At 53.6% G+C, this 20,139-nt stretch carries 16 protein-coding genes; 13 read left to right on the top strand and 3 right to left on the bottom strand.

Going from position 1 to position 20,139, the window contains the following annotated elements; all coding sequences use genetic code 11:
- Positions 1–131: 131 nt before the first annotated feature.
- On the top strand, positions 132–734 hold the full coding sequence (locus BN2684_RS21930) for a GNAT family N-acetyltransferase (RefSeq protein ID WP_058304209.1): 603 nt from the start codon (positions 132–134) through the stop codon (positions 732–734).
- A 28-nt stretch (positions 735–762) separates the two neighbouring features.
- Here BN2684_RS21930 and BN2684_RS21925 read toward each other — a convergent pair whose 3' ends face one another.
- A complete protein-coding gene (locus BN2684_RS21925) occupies positions 763–1,353 on the bottom strand; it encodes a biotin transporter BioY (RefSeq protein ID WP_082652126.1) in 591 nt (196 codons plus the stop codon).
- Between the two features lie 91 nt (positions 1,354–1,444).
- Between BN2684_RS21925 and BN2684_RS21920 the strand changes: the two genes are divergently transcribed.
- Together BN2684_RS21920 and BN2684_RS21915 are read left to right on the top strand one after the other, a co-directional pair.
- Positions 1,445–2,293 carry an energy-coupling factor ABC transporter ATP-binding protein gene (locus BN2684_RS21920; protein WP_058304208.1) on the top strand — a complete coding sequence of 283 codons (849 nt, stop codon included), beginning with the start codon at positions 1,445–1,447 and terminating at the stop codon, positions 2,291–2,293.
- A 3-nt stretch (positions 2,294–2,296) separates the two neighbouring features.
- A complete protein-coding gene (locus tag BN2684_RS21915) occupies positions 2,297–4,054 on the top strand; it encodes an ATP-binding cassette domain-containing protein (protein WP_058304207.1) in 1,758 nt (585 codons plus the stop codon).
- Positions 4,055–4,354: 300 nt separating this feature from the next.
- On the opposite strand, the gene BN2684_RS21910 is transcribed toward BN2684_RS21915, so the two are convergent.
- Positions 4,355–4,954 carry a nitroreductase family protein gene (locus tag BN2684_RS21910; protein WP_058304206.1) on the bottom strand — a complete coding sequence of 200 codons (600 nt, stop codon included), beginning with the start codon at positions 4,952–4,954 and terminating at the stop codon, positions 4,355–4,357.
- A gap of 191 nt (positions 4,955–5,145) precedes the next feature.
- On the opposite strand from BN2684_RS21910, the gene BN2684_RS21905 reads away from it, so the two are divergent.
- The gene (locus BN2684_RS21905; protein WP_058304205.1) at positions 5,146–5,703 is read left to right on the top strand and encodes a class I SAM-dependent methyltransferase; all 558 of its coding nucleotides are present in this window, start codon (positions 5,146–5,148) and stop codon (positions 5,701–5,703) included.
- A 102-nt stretch (positions 5,704–5,805) separates the two neighbouring features.
- Here the strand turns inward: BN2684_RS21905 and BN2684_RS21900 are convergent, their stop codons facing one another.
- Positions 5,806–6,855 carry a YheC/YheD family endospore coat-associated protein gene (locus tag BN2684_RS21900; protein ID WP_082652124.1) on the bottom strand — a complete coding sequence of 350 codons (1,050 nt, stop codon included), beginning with the start codon at positions 6,853–6,855 and terminating at the stop codon, positions 5,806–5,808.
- Positions 6,856–7,365: 510 nt separating this feature from the next.
- On the opposite strand from BN2684_RS21900, the gene BN2684_RS25130 reads away from it, so the two are divergent.
- The 9 genes from BN2684_RS25130 to secA2 all read left to right on the top strand — a co-directional run bounded on the left by BN2684_RS25130 (position 7,366) and on the right by secA2 (position 20,138).
- Complete coding sequence (locus BN2684_RS25130; RefSeq protein WP_058304202.1) at positions 7,366–7,641, top strand: hypothetical protein; 276 nt, start codon at positions 7,366–7,368, stop codon at positions 7,639–7,641.
- A gap of 452 nt (positions 7,642–8,093) precedes the next feature.
- Positions 8,094–9,857, top strand: a complete 1,764-nt coding sequence (locus BN2684_RS21885) for an ABC transporter ATP-binding protein (protein ID WP_058304201.1) — start codon at positions 8,094–8,096, stop codon at positions 9,855–9,857.
- Positions 9,847–11,667: an ABC transporter ATP-binding protein gene (locus BN2684_RS21880; RefSeq protein ID WP_234340299.1), complete on the top strand. Its 1,821-nt coding sequence runs from the start codon at positions 9,847–9,849 to the stop codon at positions 11,665–11,667. Before BN2684_RS21885 ends, BN2684_RS21880 begins: the two co-directional genes overlap by 11 nt.
- Positions 11,664–12,596 carry a D-2-hydroxyacid dehydrogenase gene (locus BN2684_RS21875; protein WP_058304199.1) on the top strand — a complete coding sequence of 311 codons (933 nt, stop codon included), beginning with the start codon at positions 11,664–11,666 and terminating at the stop codon, positions 12,594–12,596. Before BN2684_RS21880 ends, BN2684_RS21875 begins: the two co-directional genes overlap by 4 nt.
- Positions 12,597–12,734: 138 nt before the next feature.
- Positions 12,735–14,450, top strand: a complete 1,716-nt coding sequence (locus BN2684_RS21870) for a methyl-accepting chemotaxis protein (protein ID WP_058304198.1) — start codon at positions 12,735–12,737, stop codon at positions 14,448–14,450.
- A gap of 133 nt (positions 14,451–14,583) precedes the next feature.
- The gene (locus BN2684_RS21865) at positions 14,584–17,013 is read left to right on the top strand and encodes a heavy metal translocating P-type ATPase (protein WP_058304197.1); all 2,430 of its coding nucleotides are present in this window, start codon (positions 14,584–14,586) and stop codon (positions 17,011–17,013) included.
- Between the two features lie 76 nt (positions 17,014–17,089).
- On the top strand, positions 17,090–17,299 hold the full coding sequence (gene copZ / locus BN2684_RS21860; protein WP_058304196.1) for a copper chaperone CopZ: 210 nt from the start codon (positions 17,090–17,092) through the stop codon (positions 17,297–17,299).
- A gap of 88 nt (positions 17,300–17,387) precedes the next feature.
- Positions 17,388–17,717, top strand: coding sequence for a metal-sensitive transcriptional regulator (locus BN2684_RS21855; protein WP_234340331.1), 330 nt, complete (start codon positions 17,388–17,390; stop codon positions 17,715–17,717).
- Between the two features lie 132 nt (positions 17,718–17,849).
- A complete protein-coding gene (secA2, locus tag BN2684_RS21850; protein ID WP_058304194.1) occupies positions 17,850–20,138 on the top strand; it encodes an accessory Sec system translocase SecA2 in 2,289 nt (762 codons plus the stop codon).
- Position 20,139: the final 1 nt, after the last annotated feature.

Below are 20,139 nucleotides of genomic sequence, written 5' to 3'. Positions count from 1 at the left end.
GATAAGGACAAGGACAAGGACAAGGAACAATCCCACTGTCTTGAGTGCAGATGCAAGAAGCGAGCCGACAAGCTATACTGGAGGAGAGACCAAGCACGTCTGAAACGTGCTTTTTTCATTGGGAGGATGACATGATTCGTGCTGCTGTTCGAGATGACGCGCCTTGGGTGAGTTCCCTTATCCTGGACGCGATTGATGATATCGCCTTGTATTTAACCGGAACCGAATCTCCGGAGCATGCCTTGCGAGCGGTAGAGGACTGGTTTCTTCGTCCGGGCAACCGGCTCAGTTATGAGAATATCCGTGTGGCTGTCGATAATGGCCGTGTAACCGGGATGGCGCTCATGTACCCAGGAGAGCATGGTTCGACGCTAGATGCTCCGCTTCTGGCTCACCTGCGGGAGATGAGTCCGCAAGCTCTGGAAGCTTTTCCGGCAGAGGCATGCGAAGATGAGTTCTACCTCGATTCTCTTGCGGTTTCAGCGGAGGCTCGGGGGAAAGGGATCGGTACGGAGCTTATCCGCGATTTCGAAGCGGAGGCAGCCCAGCGACAGTACCGGAAGGCTTCGCTGCTCGTATCCCAGGACAAACCGAAAGCGGAAGCCCTGTACCGCTCATTGGGCTATCAGAAGGATGGGGAACGAATGCTCTTGGACCATCAGGTGTATTACCATATGGTCAAGCTTCTGCCTCTGAAGAATGAAACAACCGGCAATCCCCAAGAGAAGGAATAGGCCGGTTGCGAGTGATGACAATTTCAGGTTAATCAAGAGGTACGACTTGATCCTGAGCGGACAGCCGAGGCAGCAGATTCAGCTTGCGCACCGTGGCCGTGATGAGTACGGCGGCCCCCACCTTGATCAAGTCACCGGGTATAAAAGGAACGCAGACGAGCGCGAAAGCTTTGCCAAGGGATATTCCTGCCAAGTGGGCATACCAAGGAACTCCGGTCAAATAGACGAGCCCGCTGCCAACGATCATCGCCGCAGCCATCAGGACGACCGAGAAGGGACCGTTCCCCTGAATTCGGGAAACAAGGCGGCCCGTTACGAAGGCGGAGATGGGGAACATCCAGATAAAGCCGCCTGTCGGTCCAAGAATGAACGAGAGCCCTCCTGCGCCATGCAGCAGAGGGAAGCCAAGCAGAGTCAGAACAAGGACGATGCCAATGGAAAGAAAGGCATAGCCTCCTCCGATCATCGCTCCGGTGAGCAGGATGGCCAAGGTTTGCAGCGATATCGGCACAGGTGTGAAGCCAAGCGGAATGGTAACGGCGCTGAGCACCACAAATATCGCCGCGAACAGCGCAACATAAGCGATTGCGCGTACAGGCGGTGTTTGATTTTGCTTCATGCGGTTCACGCATCCTTTCACGGAAGAGTCGCCGTGATTATAGCATATCCCGCTATTCTTGTCTTACGAAACATCGATGCTGGAGGTTATCATGAAGGACCCGAACCCGTTACTCTTGAATAAGGCGAGTGTCGCTTTTCGTAATGGAACCGGAATCCAGCTAGCTTTGGATGGGGTGAATCTGCAGCTGGTACCCGGCGAATTTGTTGCGCTCATTGGAACCAACGGCAGTGGGAAGAGCACCTTGCTGAAGGTTTTGGCGGGGTTGCTTCCTTTGTCAAGCGGAGAGCTGGATTTCGGCTGGTCAAAGGCTTGCCGGAAGGCGATAGTCTTGCAGAACCCCGAGGCGCAGCTGCTCGGAGAGACGGTGGAGGAGGATCTGCGATTCTCGCTTGAACAAGCGGATGTCCCTGCGGATTGTAGAGAGGCAAAGCTCATGAACCTGCTACGCCAATGCGGCCTGACCGGGTTGGAAAAGCAGCCGCTGCGAAGCCTGTCAAGCGGACAAAAGCAGCTTGCCGCCATAGCCGGAGGCTTGGCTCTCGATGCCCGGCTGCTCTTGTTTGACGAAGTGACCGCCTATCTCGATCCGCTTGAGGCGAAACGGGTACTCCACTTGGCTTCTGCGCTGTGCGCTGAAGGGCGAACCGTTGTCTGGAGCACCCAGAATCCGGTGGAAGCTGTCGAGGCGAAGCGGGTGATTTCTCTACGGGGCGGGGCTGTTAACGATGACGGCACGGCGGTCGATTTTTTTTATGGTCGAAACGGTGTGGAATCTGCCAGTGAACAGCTTGGCCTTCAAGCTCCGCATCCGGTCCTGCTTGCACTTGCCCTCGCGGATCGGGGAATTTATTTGACTCCGCCTCCTCTCACGGTGGATGCGTTCATGGAGAGACTGGCGGAATGGAAGAGCGGTAGGAAGAACGGAAGGGAGAGCTGATCCTTGGATTTGTTGGTAGATGGAATAACCGTCAAGCGGGATCATCAGATAGCTCTCGACCTGTCCGGTAAAGAGCTCCATATTCAGAAGGGCACAGTCACTCTCCTGCTTGGAGAATGCGGCGCCGGAAAATCGACCCTTTTGCTTGCCGCCGCTGGTTTGCTTCCGCTTTTTTCAGGCTGTGTTCAAACGGTTACACCTCCAACCGAATCAGGTCTTTTGTGTGCGGAGCAACTCATGGGGAATTGCTCCATCGGATATATGGGACCGCAACCGGAGCAGCAGCTGTTTGCCGATTCCGTCTTGGACGAGCTCACTTACAGTCTCGGATGGAGGACGAAACGAACGCTCCTAGCGGAACGGTTGGACCGTATAAGAAAAGTCCTTCGAGAAATGGGGCTTCCCGATACAGACGATTTCCTCAACCGGTCACCATTTTCCTTAAGCGGCGGGCAGAAACGGAGATTAGCCCTCGCTGGCACCTTGCTCCTAGAGCCGAATTGGCTTCTTCTTGATGAGCCGACCTCTGGATTGGATGCGGAGGGGAAAGACCGGCTGCTCCCTGCCATCCAAAGCTTCCGGTCACCTCACATAGGCGGCGTCCTGATCGCCAGTCATGACGCGGATTATTTCCTCCCGATTGCAGATCGGGTTCTCATTCTTCAGCAGGGGAAGCTTGTTTTTGACGGAACACCGGAGAGCATTTGGCGAGACCCCCGTCATTTGTGGCGTGCAGGCTTGGCTGTCCCCGAATCGATGCAGCTCGCAAATCGGCTTAGGGAGGCCGGGTTTGATCTTCCCGGTCTGGGAACTTCTCTTCAGGAGTCAGCGGATCATCTTGCTCAGGCTCTACTGCAGAAGGGGCCAAACCGTTCTCTTGAGAAGCCCGTTGATTCAGATATGGGGCTAGCCCTGATCGTGAATGAGCCGTTACTTCCGCTTAGCAGAAGTGAAGATGCTCCTACTGAGAAAACTACGGTCCAAGAGATCAAACCCACTCGTGAATCGAGGATGAAGAAGTTTGATCCGAGAGCCGTATGGGGCTTCACGATGCTGCTCGGACTTGGCGTCTGGTTTCAGCGAGAATGGAGCGGCATCGCCATCGGCCTTCTGATCACTCTAACGGTGATCCGTGTTTTTCAAGTCCCGGCGAAAACGATGTTCCGATTGAGCCGCTACTACGCATGGCTTGCCATTTTCTCGACCATTTTGGCTGGCCTAACATGGAAGGGCGGAGACATTGCTTTTCTAGGTGGACGAGTGGGCTTTTCGTTCATGGAAGCGGGAGAGACTTTCCGGCGTCTATTTCAGCTCTACCTCGTTATGTGGCTTGGTTTGCTGCTTCCCTTGACCCAGAGCCAGCTTCAATTGAGGAGCGTGCTCACTCAAACCTTGCGGCCGCTTGGCAGAATGGGCTTTCCGGTGGAGGCGGTTTCCCTAGGGATCATGCTGTTGTTCCGATATATTGCGGTCATCGGGGAAGAATGGAAGAAATACGCGCAGATCGCCAAAACTCGCAGGACAGGGAAGAGAGGGAGCCGCTGGTTGAAGCTTCAGGACATCCGCCCCCTGATGCTTCCTTTCTTTCTGTCCGTTCTGCATATGGGGGAACAGACCGCTCTTGCTTTGGAAGCAAGAGGTTACATGGGGGAGAGGCAAGCTGCTCCCTCTTATGCTTACCGATTATCGTTGAAAGATGGCTTGCTTCTCATAGTAGGGGCTCTCGGCGCTCTCCTTCTGTTTATATACGCTCAAGGGTAGAAGAAGTCTAGTTCTGTCGTAAAAGTAACATAACAATGATTATGTAACCTAAATCAAAATGATCGGCTCATCAGATCCTTTATGTGATTAACTAATTGGTTTGTGTACGTAATGAATTGAAGCTCGACTCCATTGTCAGCATGCACAAAGGAACGGGCTGCCCACCTTGAACTATACCCGGACCATACAAAAAAAGCTCCCATTCATACGGGAGCTTTTCACATAAAGAAGAGTAGCTATCGCCTTGCAGATGGAATCGGCTTTAGGTGGATCCCCATCCATCCGGTCAAATGAAATCCATTACTTAAAAACCTTCAAACGATCTTCCACCGGGCTAAACGCCTTGTCGCCGGGCTCGGCAGTAGGAGCGCCAAAGGGGAGCTGTGCAATCAGCTTCCAGCTTGCAGGGAGGCTCCAGGTTTGCTTGACTTCGTCATCGATCAATGGATTGTAATGCTGGAGCGACGCTCCGATGCCTTCCGCAGCAAGAGCGGTCCAGACAACGAATTGGAGCATACCGGAGGATTGATTCGACCATACTGGGAAATTATCTTTGTATAGCGCGAATTGCTCCTGAAGACCTTCGACGACGGCTTGATCCTCGAAGAACAAGACCGTACCATAGCCGCTTTGAAAAGAGGCAAGCTTCTGTTCCGTGGAAGAGAAGTTATCCGCCGGAACGATCTTGCGGAGTGTTTCCTTGACGATCGTCCACAGCTTATCATGCTGCTCTCCGAACAAGACGACCACGCGAGCGCTTTGCGAGTTAAATGCGGAAGGAGTATGTTTGACGGCTTCCCCGATGACTTCTTCAATTCGTGCTTCGGATACCGGAATATCTTTGCTGATTCCATAAACGGATCTTCTGGTTTTCAATGCTTCAGAAAAGTTGGCTGACATATTGTAATGAACCTCCTTTATGTAAGTGGCTTCACTTCGAGCATACATCAAGATATGGGAAAATGCAACTCGTAGGGCTGCTGATGATTTAGCATTTCATCCCCTTCTGGAAAAAGGTATTATAAAGAGGTGTATTCTCCCCTTTACCTCTTTTGCGAGTTCATTCTCCCATTAGAAAGCAGGTTTACCGGATGATTCAAGCAACAATCGGAAATGAAAATCTATGCTTCGATACATCGCAGGAATTGTTTTCGCCACAAAGAATTGATCTTGGAACGCTGGCGATGCTGTCCGTTACCGAGTTTCAACCGGATGATCTCGTTCTGGATCTAGGGTGCGGCTACGGCGTTGTCGGGATCACGGCGGCTAAACAAATTGGAGCGGAGCGCGTCGTGATGGCGGATGTGAATCCCCTGGCCGTAGAGATGGCTACCGCCAATGCAGAACGAAACGGGGTTGCGGGAATCCGAATGTATGTCAGCGACGGATTAGCTTCCGTTCCGGAGTTTGGATTTACGAAGATATTGTCCAACCCTCCTTACCATACGGATTTCAGCGTGGCCAAGGGGTTTATCGAGAAGGGCTTCAATCGCTTGAAGCTCGGCGGACAGATGATCATGGTTACAAAGCGCAAGGATTGGTATAAGAACAAGCTTATCTCCACCTTCGGAGGGGTGAGAATTCATGAACAGGACGGTTACTATGTGTTTATCGCCGAGAAGAAAAGCGGCTCTTATGCCAAACGATAAACAAACCGATAAGTAAATTGAAGGAAGACTCCACCCGGTGATGCGGGGGAGTCTTTTTCTTAACCGAATGAGTGGGCTTTCCAGTGGTGCATGATCTCAGGCTCAGGGCTTGACTGAACGGTTACGGCCGTGAGACAGCAGATATGCCGCATAAGCAATCGGATTCTGATAGACGGATCGGGATTGCTTCTGCCGCTTATAGATGTTTTTTTGCGGAAAACCATTCACCTCAATTATCTTGAAATCCCCATCGGAATTCACTCCAAAATCGACGGAAATTTCACCGAGATGCAACCCGCCTTGCTGTTCGATACTCGAAGCGGTTAACAAGCTAGTTTCTTCGAGTTTATTTAGCAGGATGGGAGTGGCTTCTTTGGATAATGACTCTTGCAGCTTTTCATCCGCAGAAGATACGCTCCTGCACATACTCGTATTAAAGAGGCCGTCATGAGCGATTCGGCAGACGGAATTTGTCACTCCCCATTGCCCGAACCCGCTTTTCTGAACGAGTACCCGAATATCAACCTGCTTACCGTCCAACTGGAGCAGCGATATTTCTTGTTGAATCAAATACTCGTTCGATCCAAGAAGCTTGTTGATTTCTAGCTCGAACTGAGATGGGTCCATAAGAATGAGGAACGGGTCATGATAATGCTGCGAAATATGAAGTTCCCGAGGGGCTTTCCGCTCGATTCGGTATACGCCACGCCCTTTGTATCCGAGGGTTGGTTTCAAAAAAATGGCTTGGTATTGGGCAAGCATACGAGTAAGGTTTTCAAAGCTATAGGGAAGGGTTTCAGGCAAATAATCGGATAGATGGGCATCTCGAAGCATGAGGTCCGTCTCTAATTTGTTGAAATGATTGATTTGATTGAACTGCGGAATCTGGTTGAAGTCTTCATTCGAAGTGGGAGATCGTTTCGAATTGTAGCAGCGATTATACACAACATTGGGAAGAGGAACCCATATCTGTTTAAACTCCTTGTTCGCATAGGAAAGGGCCAGCAGTCCCTTTTTATTCGGCTTGATCGAGGAAGGCGTAAAGGCAAACATGTGAAGACTCGGAGGCAAGTATTTAGAATACGTCTGTAAGGCTTGTGTTCTCTGCCCGGGAGTGGCAACCATAATCCCGATATACTTTCTCCTACTCATAGAAACCCACCTTTCCGCACGGTTGGGATTTGTATCACTTTATGAAGGCTGAGATCAATCTGTATGGACAGATGGAAGGGGTGAAAGAAGGGCGGCAAGCTCGATTGGGGCAGATGCCTTATTTCCGTTAAGTAGGTAAGTGTTCTTTCCGCTGAAGGCTCCTATCGCATATTTTGTACGGACATCCAAAAGGGAGCGTGATTAAAGATGGGGAAATGTCCATGTCCTCCAGGCCCGCCTGGACCAAGAGGACCGGCAGGAGAGCAGGGGCCAGCGGGAGGACAAGGGCCAGCGGGAGAGCAGGGGCCAGCTGGGGCGCAAGGACCGGCAGGAGCACAAGGGCCAGCAGGGGCGCAGGGACCCGAAGGGCCTGAAGGACCCGAAGGACCAGCTGGGCCCGGGCTGTTGGCGATTTTTTTAGGGTCCGACCAGTCGGTATCTCCCAATGACTTTTTGGGACTTGGTACCTCTCAGGGAGGATCAAAGGGTTTTGTCCGAAACACCGTAGTAGTGCCGCAAACAGCAACCATTACAGGATTGGTCTTCAGCATCCGCGATGAAGAGTTGGAGGACACCGACGAGATCACGGGAGAAATCTTCAGGAGCGTGGATTGCGGAGTAACCTCCGTTGCAACCGGAATCAAGGTCACGATAACGGCACCTGATTGCTGCGGTTCCGCAACCGGCAACCTTCAAGTGAATCAATGCGATCTGTTGTCCGTTAAAGTGACGGCTGGCAGTGCTTTGCAGGACGGCGCAGCTGCGACGATCCTTTTGCAGGTTTAATGATGCTTTACCTTCGCGATCATGATAACCGTGGGGTTGGAATTGAGAATAGGGCTTGGCTGCTTCGAGATGACTCCGGGATAATCCGGGGTCATCTTGCTTTCTATGAATGCCCTGTCTAACCCGTTCATTTTGAAAACAATCCTTGTCAATTTTCATTTCGTCATTGTTAGATGATCGGCGGTCCTCTATACTGAAAGAAACCTTCAAGTGCCGGGAATCACCGCTGAAAACCGACTTCGGATCATCGCATAGCATTAAAAAGCAGGAAAAGGGCTTAGCCGAACGGGTGTTGCGACCCAAGATAGAGGGCACGGAGGAATTCTTTCAACTCGAGAATTTCTTTTCTTTTTGTCGGCCTATGACGTGTTTTCGAATCAGATTCCCGGTACAACACTCTGCAAAGGAGGGATACGAGAAAGAAAACCACTTGAGAAGGAGCTGAACCCGTATTGGAAAGCGGCAACTCGGAAGGTAGAGCGCTGCTGAAAAAGCATGTGCTCGGCCGATTACCCGTCTATGGATGTGCATTTGCGTTACTCGCTTGCGCGAATGTCGTGTATTCGTTTTTTCCGAAGGTACTCGGGGATTTTACAACGGCCTTGGAACAGAATGGCCTCACTTCAACCGCTATCCTCCGCTACAGCCTCTATTTGGTGGCGATCGCCATCGGCTATGGAGGGCTGTTCGGAATCGGCCAGTACCTCAATCACCAGATGGGCCGATGGTTTGAATTTCGCACGCGGGAGAAGCTGTTCTCTCATTTTTCTACACTCAGCGAGGCTTATTACTCTCGTAACGGAATCGGCAAACTGCTCAGCTATGTCATGAATGATGTGACGACGATTCGTGAATCGATCGCGAATGGGCTTAATCAACTGACGAATGCGATCGTTCTTCTCATTTCGGTCCTGGTGATGATGTCGCTCAGCGGGATTCCGTTATACCTGATCGGGGTCTGTGCCTTGCCGCTCCTCACCATTCCGTTTCTCGTCGTCTTCTTTGGTCCGCGGATTCGGGAACGATCTAGACAGGTGCAGGAGTCGCTTGCGGACATGACCGAGTCAGCCGAAGAGCATTTTGGCGGAATTCGCGTTACGAAGACGTTTGCGGTAGAAGGCATCGCCTGGGATCGGTTCGGCCAAAAGGTGGAGGCGATACGGGAGAAGCAGCTTCGGCTTGTTCAAGCGTCCTCGTTATTTCAGGCGTTGATTCCTTTTGCTGGTGGGATCTCGCTTGCCATTGCGATCGCCTACGGCGGATACTTGGCTGCGAACGGAGCGATCTCCCTCGGGCGTTTCGTCGAACTGACCTTCTATATGAAGATGATTGTGACCCCGCTACAGCAGATCGGCAATGTGTTCAACATCCTACAACGCTCACGCGCCTCGCTCGACCGGATCGACCAGCTTCTGGCCATGAAGCCGGATATCCGGGATGCGGAACATGCGGTCGACCTGCCCTTGCACGATTCAAGTCTCGATATCCACGGGCTCACCTTTACTTATCCCGAAGCGACGCAACCGGCGTTAAGAAACATCTCGATCTCCTTAAAGCCCGGTCAGACGCTTGGGATCGTAGGCAAGACAGGGAGCGGTAAATCAACGCTGGTGAAGCTGCTGCTTCGCGTCTATGATCCGCCCAAAGGAGCGATACGAATCGGGGGACGGGATATTCTCGATGTGAGGCTTGCAAGCCTTCGCGGCCGGATTGCCTATGTCCCACAGGACGGCTTCCTGTTCAGCTCGACGATTCGGGACAACATCGCCTTTTACGACCGATCCGCCACCCTGGAGCAAGTTGAACATGCGGCGAAGCTCGCCGAAATCTATGAGAGCATCACAAGCTTTCCGCAAGGGTTTGATACCCGTCTTGGAGAGAGGGGAATGACCTTGTCCGGCGGCCAACGCCAGCGGTCCAGCATCGCGAGGGGGCTGCTGAAGGATGCGTCTCTTCTGCTTCTCGACGACAGTGTCAGCGCGGTGGATGCGGTCACGGAATCACGCATTCTCGCCAATCTGCGCAAGGTGCGTGCGGGAAAGACCACCTTGATTATCGCTCACCGGATCAGCGCCGTGAAGAAGGCGGATCTGATCGTCGTATTGGACAAGGGAGAAATCACCGAGCAGGGAACCCATGAAGAGCTGCTCGCCATGGGCGGCTTCTACGCCTCTCTCCATAAGCTGCAGGAAGGAGGAGATGCCGATGCCGGGTAAATCGGGTAAATCTAATCGAAGAGATGGGTTTCGGGCGCTTCTCGCTTATGCAGCTCCCTATAAACGAACCTTTGTGGCGGTGGTGTTCTGCTCTCTGTTCGCTCTGTCGGCTGACCTGCTGCAGCCCTATCTGATCAAGACCGTGATCGATGAGAAGCTGCTCACCGGGAGTCACGGCATCAGCCGAATCTTCGTCATCGGCGGCCTGTACCTGCTGCTTGCCATCATCGCTCTTATTTTTACCTATCTGCAGCTCAATCTGCTGCAGCGGGCGGGCCAGGGGATTGTGGCTACGTTACGCAACGATTTGTTTCGGCATATTACCCGCCAATCAATGGCTTTCTTTGACCGCCATCCGAGCGGTTCGCTCGTAACCAACGAATCGAGCGACACCGAGACGATTAACCAATTTTTTACCGGTGTCCTGCAAAGTCTCGTGAAGGATGGACTGTCGCTCTTTCTCATCGTCGGATTCATGTTCGCACTCGATGCGCAGCTTGCTCTGTATTGCTTGCTGTTATTTCCGATTATCCTATGTATCACGATTCTATTCCGCCGCATGCTGCGCGAATCGTATAAAGCGTCGCGTTCCCGGCTCTCCAGGCTGATCGCTTTTCTCGCGGAGAATCTTGCGGGCATGGGATTGATTCAGACCTTCCATCAGGAAAAAGAACAGACGGACCGCTTCCGCGAGCATAACCACCTCTATCGGCGGGCAACCCTGAAGGAAGTGAGGTCGACCGTGCTGTTCAACCGCTCCTTCGATGTGCTCGGTAACCTGACCGTCGCTTTCGTCGTTTGGGCGGGGGGAGAGGCGGTTTTGAAGCAGCGGCTGGAATTTGGCGTCCTGTATGCCTTCATCGCTTATATCCGCCAGTTCTTTCAGCCGATCAACAGCATCACTCAGCAGTGGAACACGCTGCAGTCCACCTTTGTGTCTGTCGAAAGGCTATGGGCCATCTTCTCCCGCGAGCCCGATGTCCAAGAACCCGCAGCGGAATCGGCGGTTCGGATTGAGGAAGATGGCATGAAGGGCCGAATCGACTTCGATGCCATTCATTTCTCCTATCAGCCTGGCACCGAGGTGCTTCACGGCTTGGATCTCCATCTCGATCCGGGAGAATTCGTCGGAATCGTTGGGGAGACAGGAGCCGGTAAAAGCTCCCTCGTCGGTCTGCTGACCCGCTTCTATGATGTCACATCGGGCAGCGTCCGGATCGACGGCACCGATATCCGCATGCTTCCGCAAACGGACCTGCACCGGTTTGTCGGTCTCGTCCAACAGGAGCCGTTCTTGTTCTCTGGCTCGATCATCGACAACGTCCGGCTGTTCCGGCCGGATATCGCTCGTGAAGAAGCCGAGGAGGCTTGCCGGCTTGTCGGGGCTGACCGTTGGATCAGCCGCTTAAAGCATGGGTACGACACTCTGTTATCCGAGAGAGGAAGCGGGTTATCGGCAGGTGAGCGGCAGTTGATCAGCTTCGCCCGCATCGTCGTCTTCAAGCCACGTATTCTCATTCTGGACGAGGCCACAGCGAACCTGGATTCTCATACCGAGAAGATGATCCAGCAAGCGCTTGGAGTCGTATCCGTCGGGAGAACGACGCTGGTCATCGCCCACCGCTTGTCCACCATTCAGAAGGCGGACCGCATCGCCGTCATGCGGGACGGCCGAATTGCCGAGTCCGGCACGCACAAAGCTTTGTTAGCCTTAAACGGTTACTACGCGGGACTGTACCGGCATTCCCAACGAGGCAAACAGGAACCCGTTTATCACAACCTAGACAGCGGAGAGGAGATATCCCGATGACCATCAAACGAATTCTGTACACAGGCACATCGACACCGGAGCTGGAGGAAGCCCTCCGTACCATGGGCAAGGAGCTTCGCCTGCAAAAAGCGACCGAGGTGACTCCCGAGGACATGGAATGGGCGGATACGTATGTCGGAAGCCGGTTCCCCGAGAAGGCGGGGTTCGGGAATGTTCGCTGGGTCCACACCTTAAGCGCGGGGGTCGATTTCTTCGTAAAGGACCGCGAATGGCCCGAAGACATCCTGCTCACCCGAACGATCTGCTCCTTCGGAAGGATGATCAGCGAGTACTGTCTGGGTCATCTGCTCCGTCATTACCAACGCCATGCTACCTTCCATGAATTGCAGCAGAAAGCACGTTGGGGCGGCCGCGAAGAGTTGCCGGAGACGATTCGCGGCAAACGTGTCGTCGTGTTCGGGACAGGCGTCATCGGTACCGAGGTGGCGCAGATGCTGTCGGATCTGGGGATGCATGTGGATGGAGTCTCCCGATCTGGGGAAGCGAAAGCCCCCTTCGTCACCGTAACCAAAACCGATGCATGCAAACAGGTGTTAAAGCGAGCCGACTGGGTGATCAGCACCCTGCCACTTACCGATGAAACAGAACGGTTCTTCAACCGTGAAATATTCGCTTCATTGGACCAAGCGGGTTTCATCAATGTCGGCAGAGGGAAAACGGTGGTAGAAACGGATCTGCTTGATGCGCTCGATCGGAAGCAGCTCCATACGGCCGTGTTGGATGTGACGGTTACCGAGCCACTGCCGCAAGAGTCCCCGCTCTGGACGCACCCTGGAGTGATGATCACCCCACACATCTCTGCCGTTACACCGCCAGGGGAAGGCGCGGAATGCTTCCTTTCCACACTTAAGCTCCGCGAGGAAGGGAAGCTTCTCCCCAATATCGTCGATTTATCCAGGGGCTATTAATCGCCTTTTCGTTGGAAGCAATATCCTCCGCTGAATCATGAAAATGATTGTCGATTACGATCTCTTTATGCTTTATAATGAGTTTTGCCAACCATGAGAAATGGCGATAATTGGGGAGCCTGAGACGGGGGAAAAGAAATGAAAGAAAAAGCGAGAAAGCGATTCGGGATCGGCTGGCAAGTGTTTGTCATCGTGCTTGTACTGGTATTGTTAGCCGTATTGTTCATGGGAGGCGTCGTTGTACAGCGGGAGACCAACCGAATGAAGTCAGACGCGAAAATTTCTATGAGCGAATTGATCGCCATGGAAAGAGCTATGTTTGATCTGAAATACCAAGGCGATTGGGAAGTGAAGGACAATCAGCTCCTCAAAGGCGGCGTAACCCTTAACGATAACAATGAGATCATGGATTTTATTTCTGAATCAAGCGGGAATCTAGCTACTCTCTTTTTAAACGATACGCGCATTGCCACTTCCGTTAAGGACGATCAAGGAAATCGGAGAACCGGCACCCAAGCAGATGCCGAGATTGCCAAACAGGTTCTTCAGGAAGGCAAGCCTTATTACGGAAACGCCAATGTGGCGGGAACGATTATGTATTCCGCTTATGAACCCGTAAAGACCAAGGACGGAAAAATCGTCGGCATGATGTTTCTCGGAGATCCGGAGCTTAAGAAAAACCTCGAAGACTCCTGGAAAGAGCCCTTGAAGCTGACTCTTCTTATCGAGCTGGTTGTTGTTCTGATCGCCCTCCTTGTGACGGCCTTGTACTCCTTTAGAATCAAGAAGAAGCTGGAGAGAATCGAGACCAAGCTGTCGTTGGTTACGGCTGGGGATTTGACCTCCCCTTCTGTCGCAGCCGGACATCGGGATGAGATCGACAGCTTGTCGCACAGCGTGAATCAGATGAACGAGGATTTGAAAACGATCGTCACCAACATCAGCGACGTTTCCCATCAGGTCGCCGCGTCCTCTGAGGAGCTTTCTGCGATTGCCGAGCAAACGAGCGCTTCGACGGAGCATGTCGGTTCGCTCACCGAGAATTTAGCGGATAGTGCGGAGCAGCAGATGCAGCTGGTGAAACGGACCTCAGACACGCTTGAAGAGATAACCGGCGAATTGCGCTCCATGTCCGAGCTATCCGTGGTTGCCGTTCAGGGAATGATTCAGACCGCAAAGGAAGCGAATATCGGATTCGATGAAGGCCGCGAGGTGCTCGAGCAGATGCGGGAAGTGATGAAGTCTACGGATCAGACGTACGCCTCCATTGGCAAGCTTGCGGAGCGCTCCGGCGAGATCGGGGGAATCGCCCAGATCATGACCAATCTGTCCAAGCAGACCAACCTTCTCGCGCTTAACGCCGCGATCGAAGCCTCCCGCGCTGGCGAGAGCGGGCGAGGATTCGCGGTCGTTGCAACGGAAATCCGTAAGCTTGCCGAGCAATCGGCGGCTTCTGCACAGCAGGTGGCCGAGCTGGTCGAGGTCATTCTGACCGACACCGCGCAAGCCAAGGAATGGATTACAGCTGACCGTGAGGCTGTCATTGCGGGTACGGAGAAGACGGAACGGATCAACGAAGCGCTGGGTTCCATTCTTGCCAAGGTAACGGATGTGACGGACAAGCTGAAGGGAGCAGCCTCATCGGTCCAGACGGTGAATGATAGCACCAAGGATTTGGCGGCCATGATGTCGGATGTGAACAACGCGGCAGATCAAGCCACCGAAGCGACTCAGCAAGTATCGGCTTCTTGCGAGGAACAGCTGGCCGCCATGCAGGAAATCGCCAGCTCGTCGATGGCGCTCGCTTCCCTTGCCGAGCAGCTTCAGCTCACCCTCAGCCGATTCAAAATCTAACAAGTGTCAGATTGGACTCCAGCAGTCGCTCGTCGCGGCGGCTGGAGTTTTTTTGTATAGATGTGGAAAGCATAGCTTGAAAATGTTTCTCATTGGTGATATAGTGATGACATAGGGTAGGGGGGTATAGTAAATGAACGAAAATCATACGAAAGCTAATGAGCATTTGACGTTCTCGATTACCGGTATGACCTGCGCCGCTTGTGCTTCTCGCATCGAGAAGGGAATCTCCAAGCTTCCCGGTGTCGTTGAAGCGAATGTGAATCTGGCAACCGAGAAAGCTTCAGTGGTCTACGATTCCGTCTCTGTCACTCAGGACGTGATCGAGCATAAAGTTGCGGATCTGGGTTACGGGATTCGCCGGGATAAGGCAGAGCTCGATATCACTGGAATGACCTGCGCCGCTTGCTCCGCAAGGATCGAGAAGGTGCTGAACAAGCTTCCAGGCGTAGAAGCGAACGTGAACCTGGCTATGGAGAGAGCGACGATCCATTATAATCAGACACAGGTTACCGTGCCGGAGCTGATCGCTAAGATTGAAACGATTGGGTATGGAGCCAAGCCCCATGTGTCGGAGGATGGGCAAAAGGAAGAGAAGGATCGTCATCTGCGGATGCTCAAGCTCCGTTTCGGTATCTCGGCGGTATTGTCCATTCCGCTGCTGTGGGCGATGTTCGCTCACTTCGGACTCGGGTTGTACGTTCCGGAGCTGTTCACCAATCCCTGGTTCCAATTCGCGATCGCCACTCCGGTGCAATTCGTTATCGGCTGGCCATTCTACCGCAGCGCTTATAAGGCGCTCAAGAACGGCAGCGCGAACATGGATGTGCTCGTCTCTCTCGGCACCTCGGCCGCCTATCTCTACAGCGTGATCGAAACGATCCGTTATGCACAGGAAGCCTCCGGCCATCACATGGAGATGCCGCAGCTGTATTTCGAAGTGAGTGTTATCCTCGTGACGCTGATTCTGCTCGGCAAATGGTTTGAATCGCTCGCCAAAGGCCGTACCTCAGAAGCGATCAAGAAACTGATGGGACTGGCTCCGAAGAACGCAACTGTCATTCGAGATGGCCAGGATTTGCTCATTCCCGTAGATGAAGTGAAGGTGGGGGATCGCATCCGGGTGCGTCCCGGTGAGAAGATTCCCGTCGACGGGGTCGTTCTTGAAGGCGCGTCTGCTGTCGATGAATCGATGCTGACCGGGGAAAGCCTTCCGGTGGACAAAAAAACTGGCGATGCGCTCATCGGCGCGACGATAAACAAGAACGGTTCATTGATCATGGAAGCGGGCAAGATCGGCAAAGAGACGGCGCTCGCCCAGATCATCCGGATCGTCGAGGAAGCCCAAGGCTCCAAGGCTCCAATTCAACGGCTCGCCGACCGAATCTCCGGCATCTTCGTTCCGGTCGTGGTTGGAGCTGCAGTCCTCGTGTTCGCACTTTGGTTCTTTGTCTTCGATCCGGGCAACTTCACCCGTGCCTTCGAGAACGGCATCGCTGTATTGGTGATCGCCTGCCCCTGTGCACTCGGACTTGCGACGCCTACTTCCATCATGGTCGGAACAGGCAAGGGAGCGGAGCATGGTATACTCATCAAAGGCGGCGAGCATCTCGAAGCAGCCCACCGGCTGACCGCGATCATTCTCGACAAAACCGGCACGATCACCAAGGGCAAACCAGAGCTAACGGATTTGCAGGTTATCGGAGAGTGGGACGAGAACGACCTGCTCACCTTGGCAGCCAGCGCGGAGAAGGGCTCTGAGCATCCTCTGGCGGAAGCGATCGTCAAGGGAGCGGAAGCCCGAGGCTTGACCCTCAGCCATCCAGATTCCTTCGAAGCCATTCCCGGCTATGGCCTGGTGGCGGCGGTTAGCGGCCGTCAGGTTCACATGGGAACCCGCAAGCTGTTCCAGCAGGAAGGGATGGACATCGGAAGCCTGGAGGGTACCATGGAACGCCTAGAATCCGAAGGGAAAACGGCCATGCTCATCGGCGTCGACGGGCAAGCTGCCGGTCTCATCGCGGTAGCGGATACCGTGAAGGAAGGATCGGCCGATGCTATTCGCCGCTTGCAGAAGCTCGGGCTTCAGGTTCTGATGATTACCGGGGACAACCGGCGAACGGCGGAAGCCATTGCCCGCCAGGTCGGGATAACCGAGGTGCTGGCGGAGGTTCTGCCGCAAGACAAAGCGGGAGAAGTGAAGAAACTGAAGGACCGGGGAGCTAAGGTTGCGATGGTCGGCGACGGCATCAACGACGCGCCTGCGCTCGCCTTGGCGGATGTCGGCATGGCGATCGGCACCGGAACGGATGTGGCCATTGAAGCCGCCGACATCACCCTGATGCGCGGCGATCTCGCGAGCATCGTCGATGCCATTGAGCTCAGCCGCAAGACCATGCGCAACATCCGGCAAAACTTGTTTTGGGCGTTCTTTTACAATTCCGTCGGTATCCCTGTTGCGGCTGCCGGTCTCTTGGCTCCCTGGATCGCCGGGGCGGCGATGGCATTCAGCTCGGTATCGGTTGTGATGAATGCTCTCCGGCTGAAGCGGGTTAAGCTGTAAGCAGCAAGTTCAGGCATTCCTCCTCACTGAGGGTTTGCATAAATTCATGTTGAAATGAAAAGGAGAAGTGACGATCATGGCACAAGTCGTATTGAATGTGGAAGGCATGTCCTGCAATCATTGTGTTCAAGCCGTAGAGAAGGCTCTTGGTAAGCTGAGCGGAGTCGATAAGGTGAAGGTCGAGCTGGCCGAGAAGAAGGTTTCGGTCGATTACGAAGAAAATCAAGTAACCGTGGACGCCCTGAAATCGGCCATTGAAGACCAAGGCTACGATGTGGTAGGGTAAGGGAATGGAACCGAGGTGCCTGGAGGGGAGAGCAGATCCTCTTCTCCTCCTGCATCCTGGAGAAAGGAGTTCGTTTGGTATGGAATCGATGGAAGTAACCGGCTGCGAAGCTTGTTCGCATGAACCGGATGCCGTTGGAACGAGGAAGAGCCATCATAGCGACAAGCTGAAAGCGAATCTCGTCACCCGGTTGAACCGGATTGAGGGACAAGTGCGTGGGATCAAGGGCATGATCGAAAAAGACACCTACTGCGACGATGTCCTGAATCAGATCAGCGCCATTCAATCCGCACTCTCCGGCGTCGGCAAGCTGCTGCTCGAGGGGCACATGAAATCCTGTGTCACCGAGAGGCTGCAGGAGGGAGACAAGGAAGTCATTGATGAGCTCCTGATCACCATTCAGAAGCTGATGAAATAAACGGCATGCGCCGAGCGCATGCCGTTTTTTGATAGAGCGTGTTTGCAAACACGCTCAGATGCGCAACGGGTTGTCCGTCTGCTGCGTACTAGGTGTAGATCGCCCATCTTGCTTGTAGAAAGGAACTTTTCGATGCCTATATTCGGGAAACTGAGCGAGCGAATCGATCAGTCGATACGCAACCATCGCTTGAAAGCTTATATCAAGACGTTGTCAGAAGTTCGCCGTTTGGATTATTCTGGATATTCCGATGCGGATCTGCTCCGACAGTCGCTAGAGCTTCGGGAGCGGGCAAATGCCGGAGAGACCACACAAGAGCTGCTCGTTCCAGCATTTGCGCTCGTAGCGGAAGTGTCTGAGCGAAAGCTCGGGTTAGTCCCCTTTGATACACAGCTGCTGGCAGGAGCCGCGCTTGCTGACCGCAAGCTGGCGGAAATGCAGACGGGTGAAGGTAAAACGCTTGCCGCAGTCTTCGCTGTGTACCTTCATGCTTTATGCGGACAAGGAGTTCACGTCTTCACCTTCAATGATTACTTGGCGGAGCGGGATGCCCGTTGGATGAGTCCGGTTTATGCCGCGCTCGGTCTTACCGTCTCGAGCGTCCAAGCGGATATGAGCCCGGAGTCACGCCGTACCGCCTATTCAGCCGACGTGACGTATGTGACGGCCAAGGAAGCCGGATTTGATTACCTGCGTGACGGACTTGCTCGCAAGCCAGAAGATCTGCTGCACCGGGCCTTGCATTTCGTGCTCGTGGATGAAGCGGATTCCATCCTGATCGATGAAGCCCGAGTTCCGCTTGTTATTGCCGGCGAAAAACCTGCGGAAGCCAACCCTTCCGCACGAATGGCCGCGATCGCTGCCCAGCTTGAAGCCGATGCGGATTATGATACGGATGAGTTCAAACGGAATGTTTTTCTGACGGATGAGGGTGCCCAGAAAGCAGAGCGGCTACTTGGCATTGAGAGTCTATACGCTTCGGAGCATCTAGCTGAGCTGACGGGCCTCAATTGTGCTTTGCACGCCAAAGTTCTTCTTGTCCGAGATGTGGATTATATCGTACGGGAGGGAAGGGCCGAGCAGGTGGATTCTGCAACCGGTCGGGTTGCTGAGAATCGGCGTTGGCCGGACGGGCTGCAAGCTGCCGTGGAAGCCAAGGAAGGGCTGGAGCCACAGACCCGGGGGCAGGTGCTCGGAACGATTCCTCTGCAGCATTATCTCAGCCTGTATCCGAGTATGGCGGGGATGACCGGAACGGCCTTGACCTCGGCCGATGAGTTCAAGGAAACTTACTCGCTTGATGTTGTCGTCATTCCTCCGCATCGGTCCAACATTCGTGAGGACATGCCGCCTTTGATCTATACACATCCCGATAGCAAACGGAATGCGATCGTGCAGAAGGTGCTCGATATTCATCGATCCGGTCGTCCGGTTCTTCTTGGTACGGCCAGTGTCGAGGAGTCCGAGCAGCTTGCCGTTCGGCTTGAGGAGGCTGCGGTTCCATGCCGGGTTTTGAATGCCCGGAACGACAAGGAGGAAGCGGGAATCATCGCCAGAGCCGGAGAGCTCGGAGCGGTAACCGTGTCGACGAATATGGCCGGACGAGGAGTAGATATCCTGCTCGGAGGAGGCCGCGAAGTGGAGTATGCTCAAGTCAAAGCGCTTGGCGGACTCTATGTGATCGGGACCCATCTGCATGAAAGCTTGCGGATCGACAATCAGCTCCGCGGGAGAGCGGGGCGCCAAGGTGATCCCGGTACCACCCAGTTCATGGTCTCCCTGGAAGACGATCTTCTGGTACGTTATGGACTGAAGGATGAGCTGCCCGATAACATGACGGGCCTTCGCCAAGCAGAACCGGTGAATACGCCTGCATTAGAGCGAAAGCTCACTCACATTCAGCGGGTTGCCAACGGCCATCAGTTTGAAGCGCGCAAAAATCTCAACTCTTATTCCGATACGCTTGAAGAACAGCGGCGAATTTTCCGGAAGGAGCGCGAGGACGTCCTATTCGACCGTGTCATCTCGTCGCCTCTATCTGTATTTGATCCGGCTTGTTATGAACGGCTGCTTTCGATTCTAGGTGAAGATACCCTGCGCAAAATCGAAAAAATCGCCGCTCTTCATTATATGGACAAGGTGTGGACCGATCACCTTGACTATATGAATTACTTGAAGGAAAGCGTCCATTTGAGCAGCATCAGCAACCGCAATCCACTTGATGAATTCAACGTGAATCTGATCCGTTCGTTTACGGATCTGCCCGGTCGCGTCGAAGATCAAACCGTCCAGTATCTGCAACGATTGCGCCCGACGTCCGCATTCGATCCGGAGCGGGATGGGCCGAAGCAATCGACCTCAACCTGGACTTATGCTGTCAATGATCTGTTTTTGCTGACTCGCCGTTCGATCTTTGACTAGG

Origin of the sequence: Gorillibacterium timonense, assembly GCF_001457415.1 — a bacterium.
GTDB lineage: Bacteria > Bacillota > Bacilli > Paenibacillales > NBRC-103111 > Gorillibacterium > Gorillibacterium timonense.
This window is presented reverse-complemented; position numbering and strand designations above follow the sequence as displayed.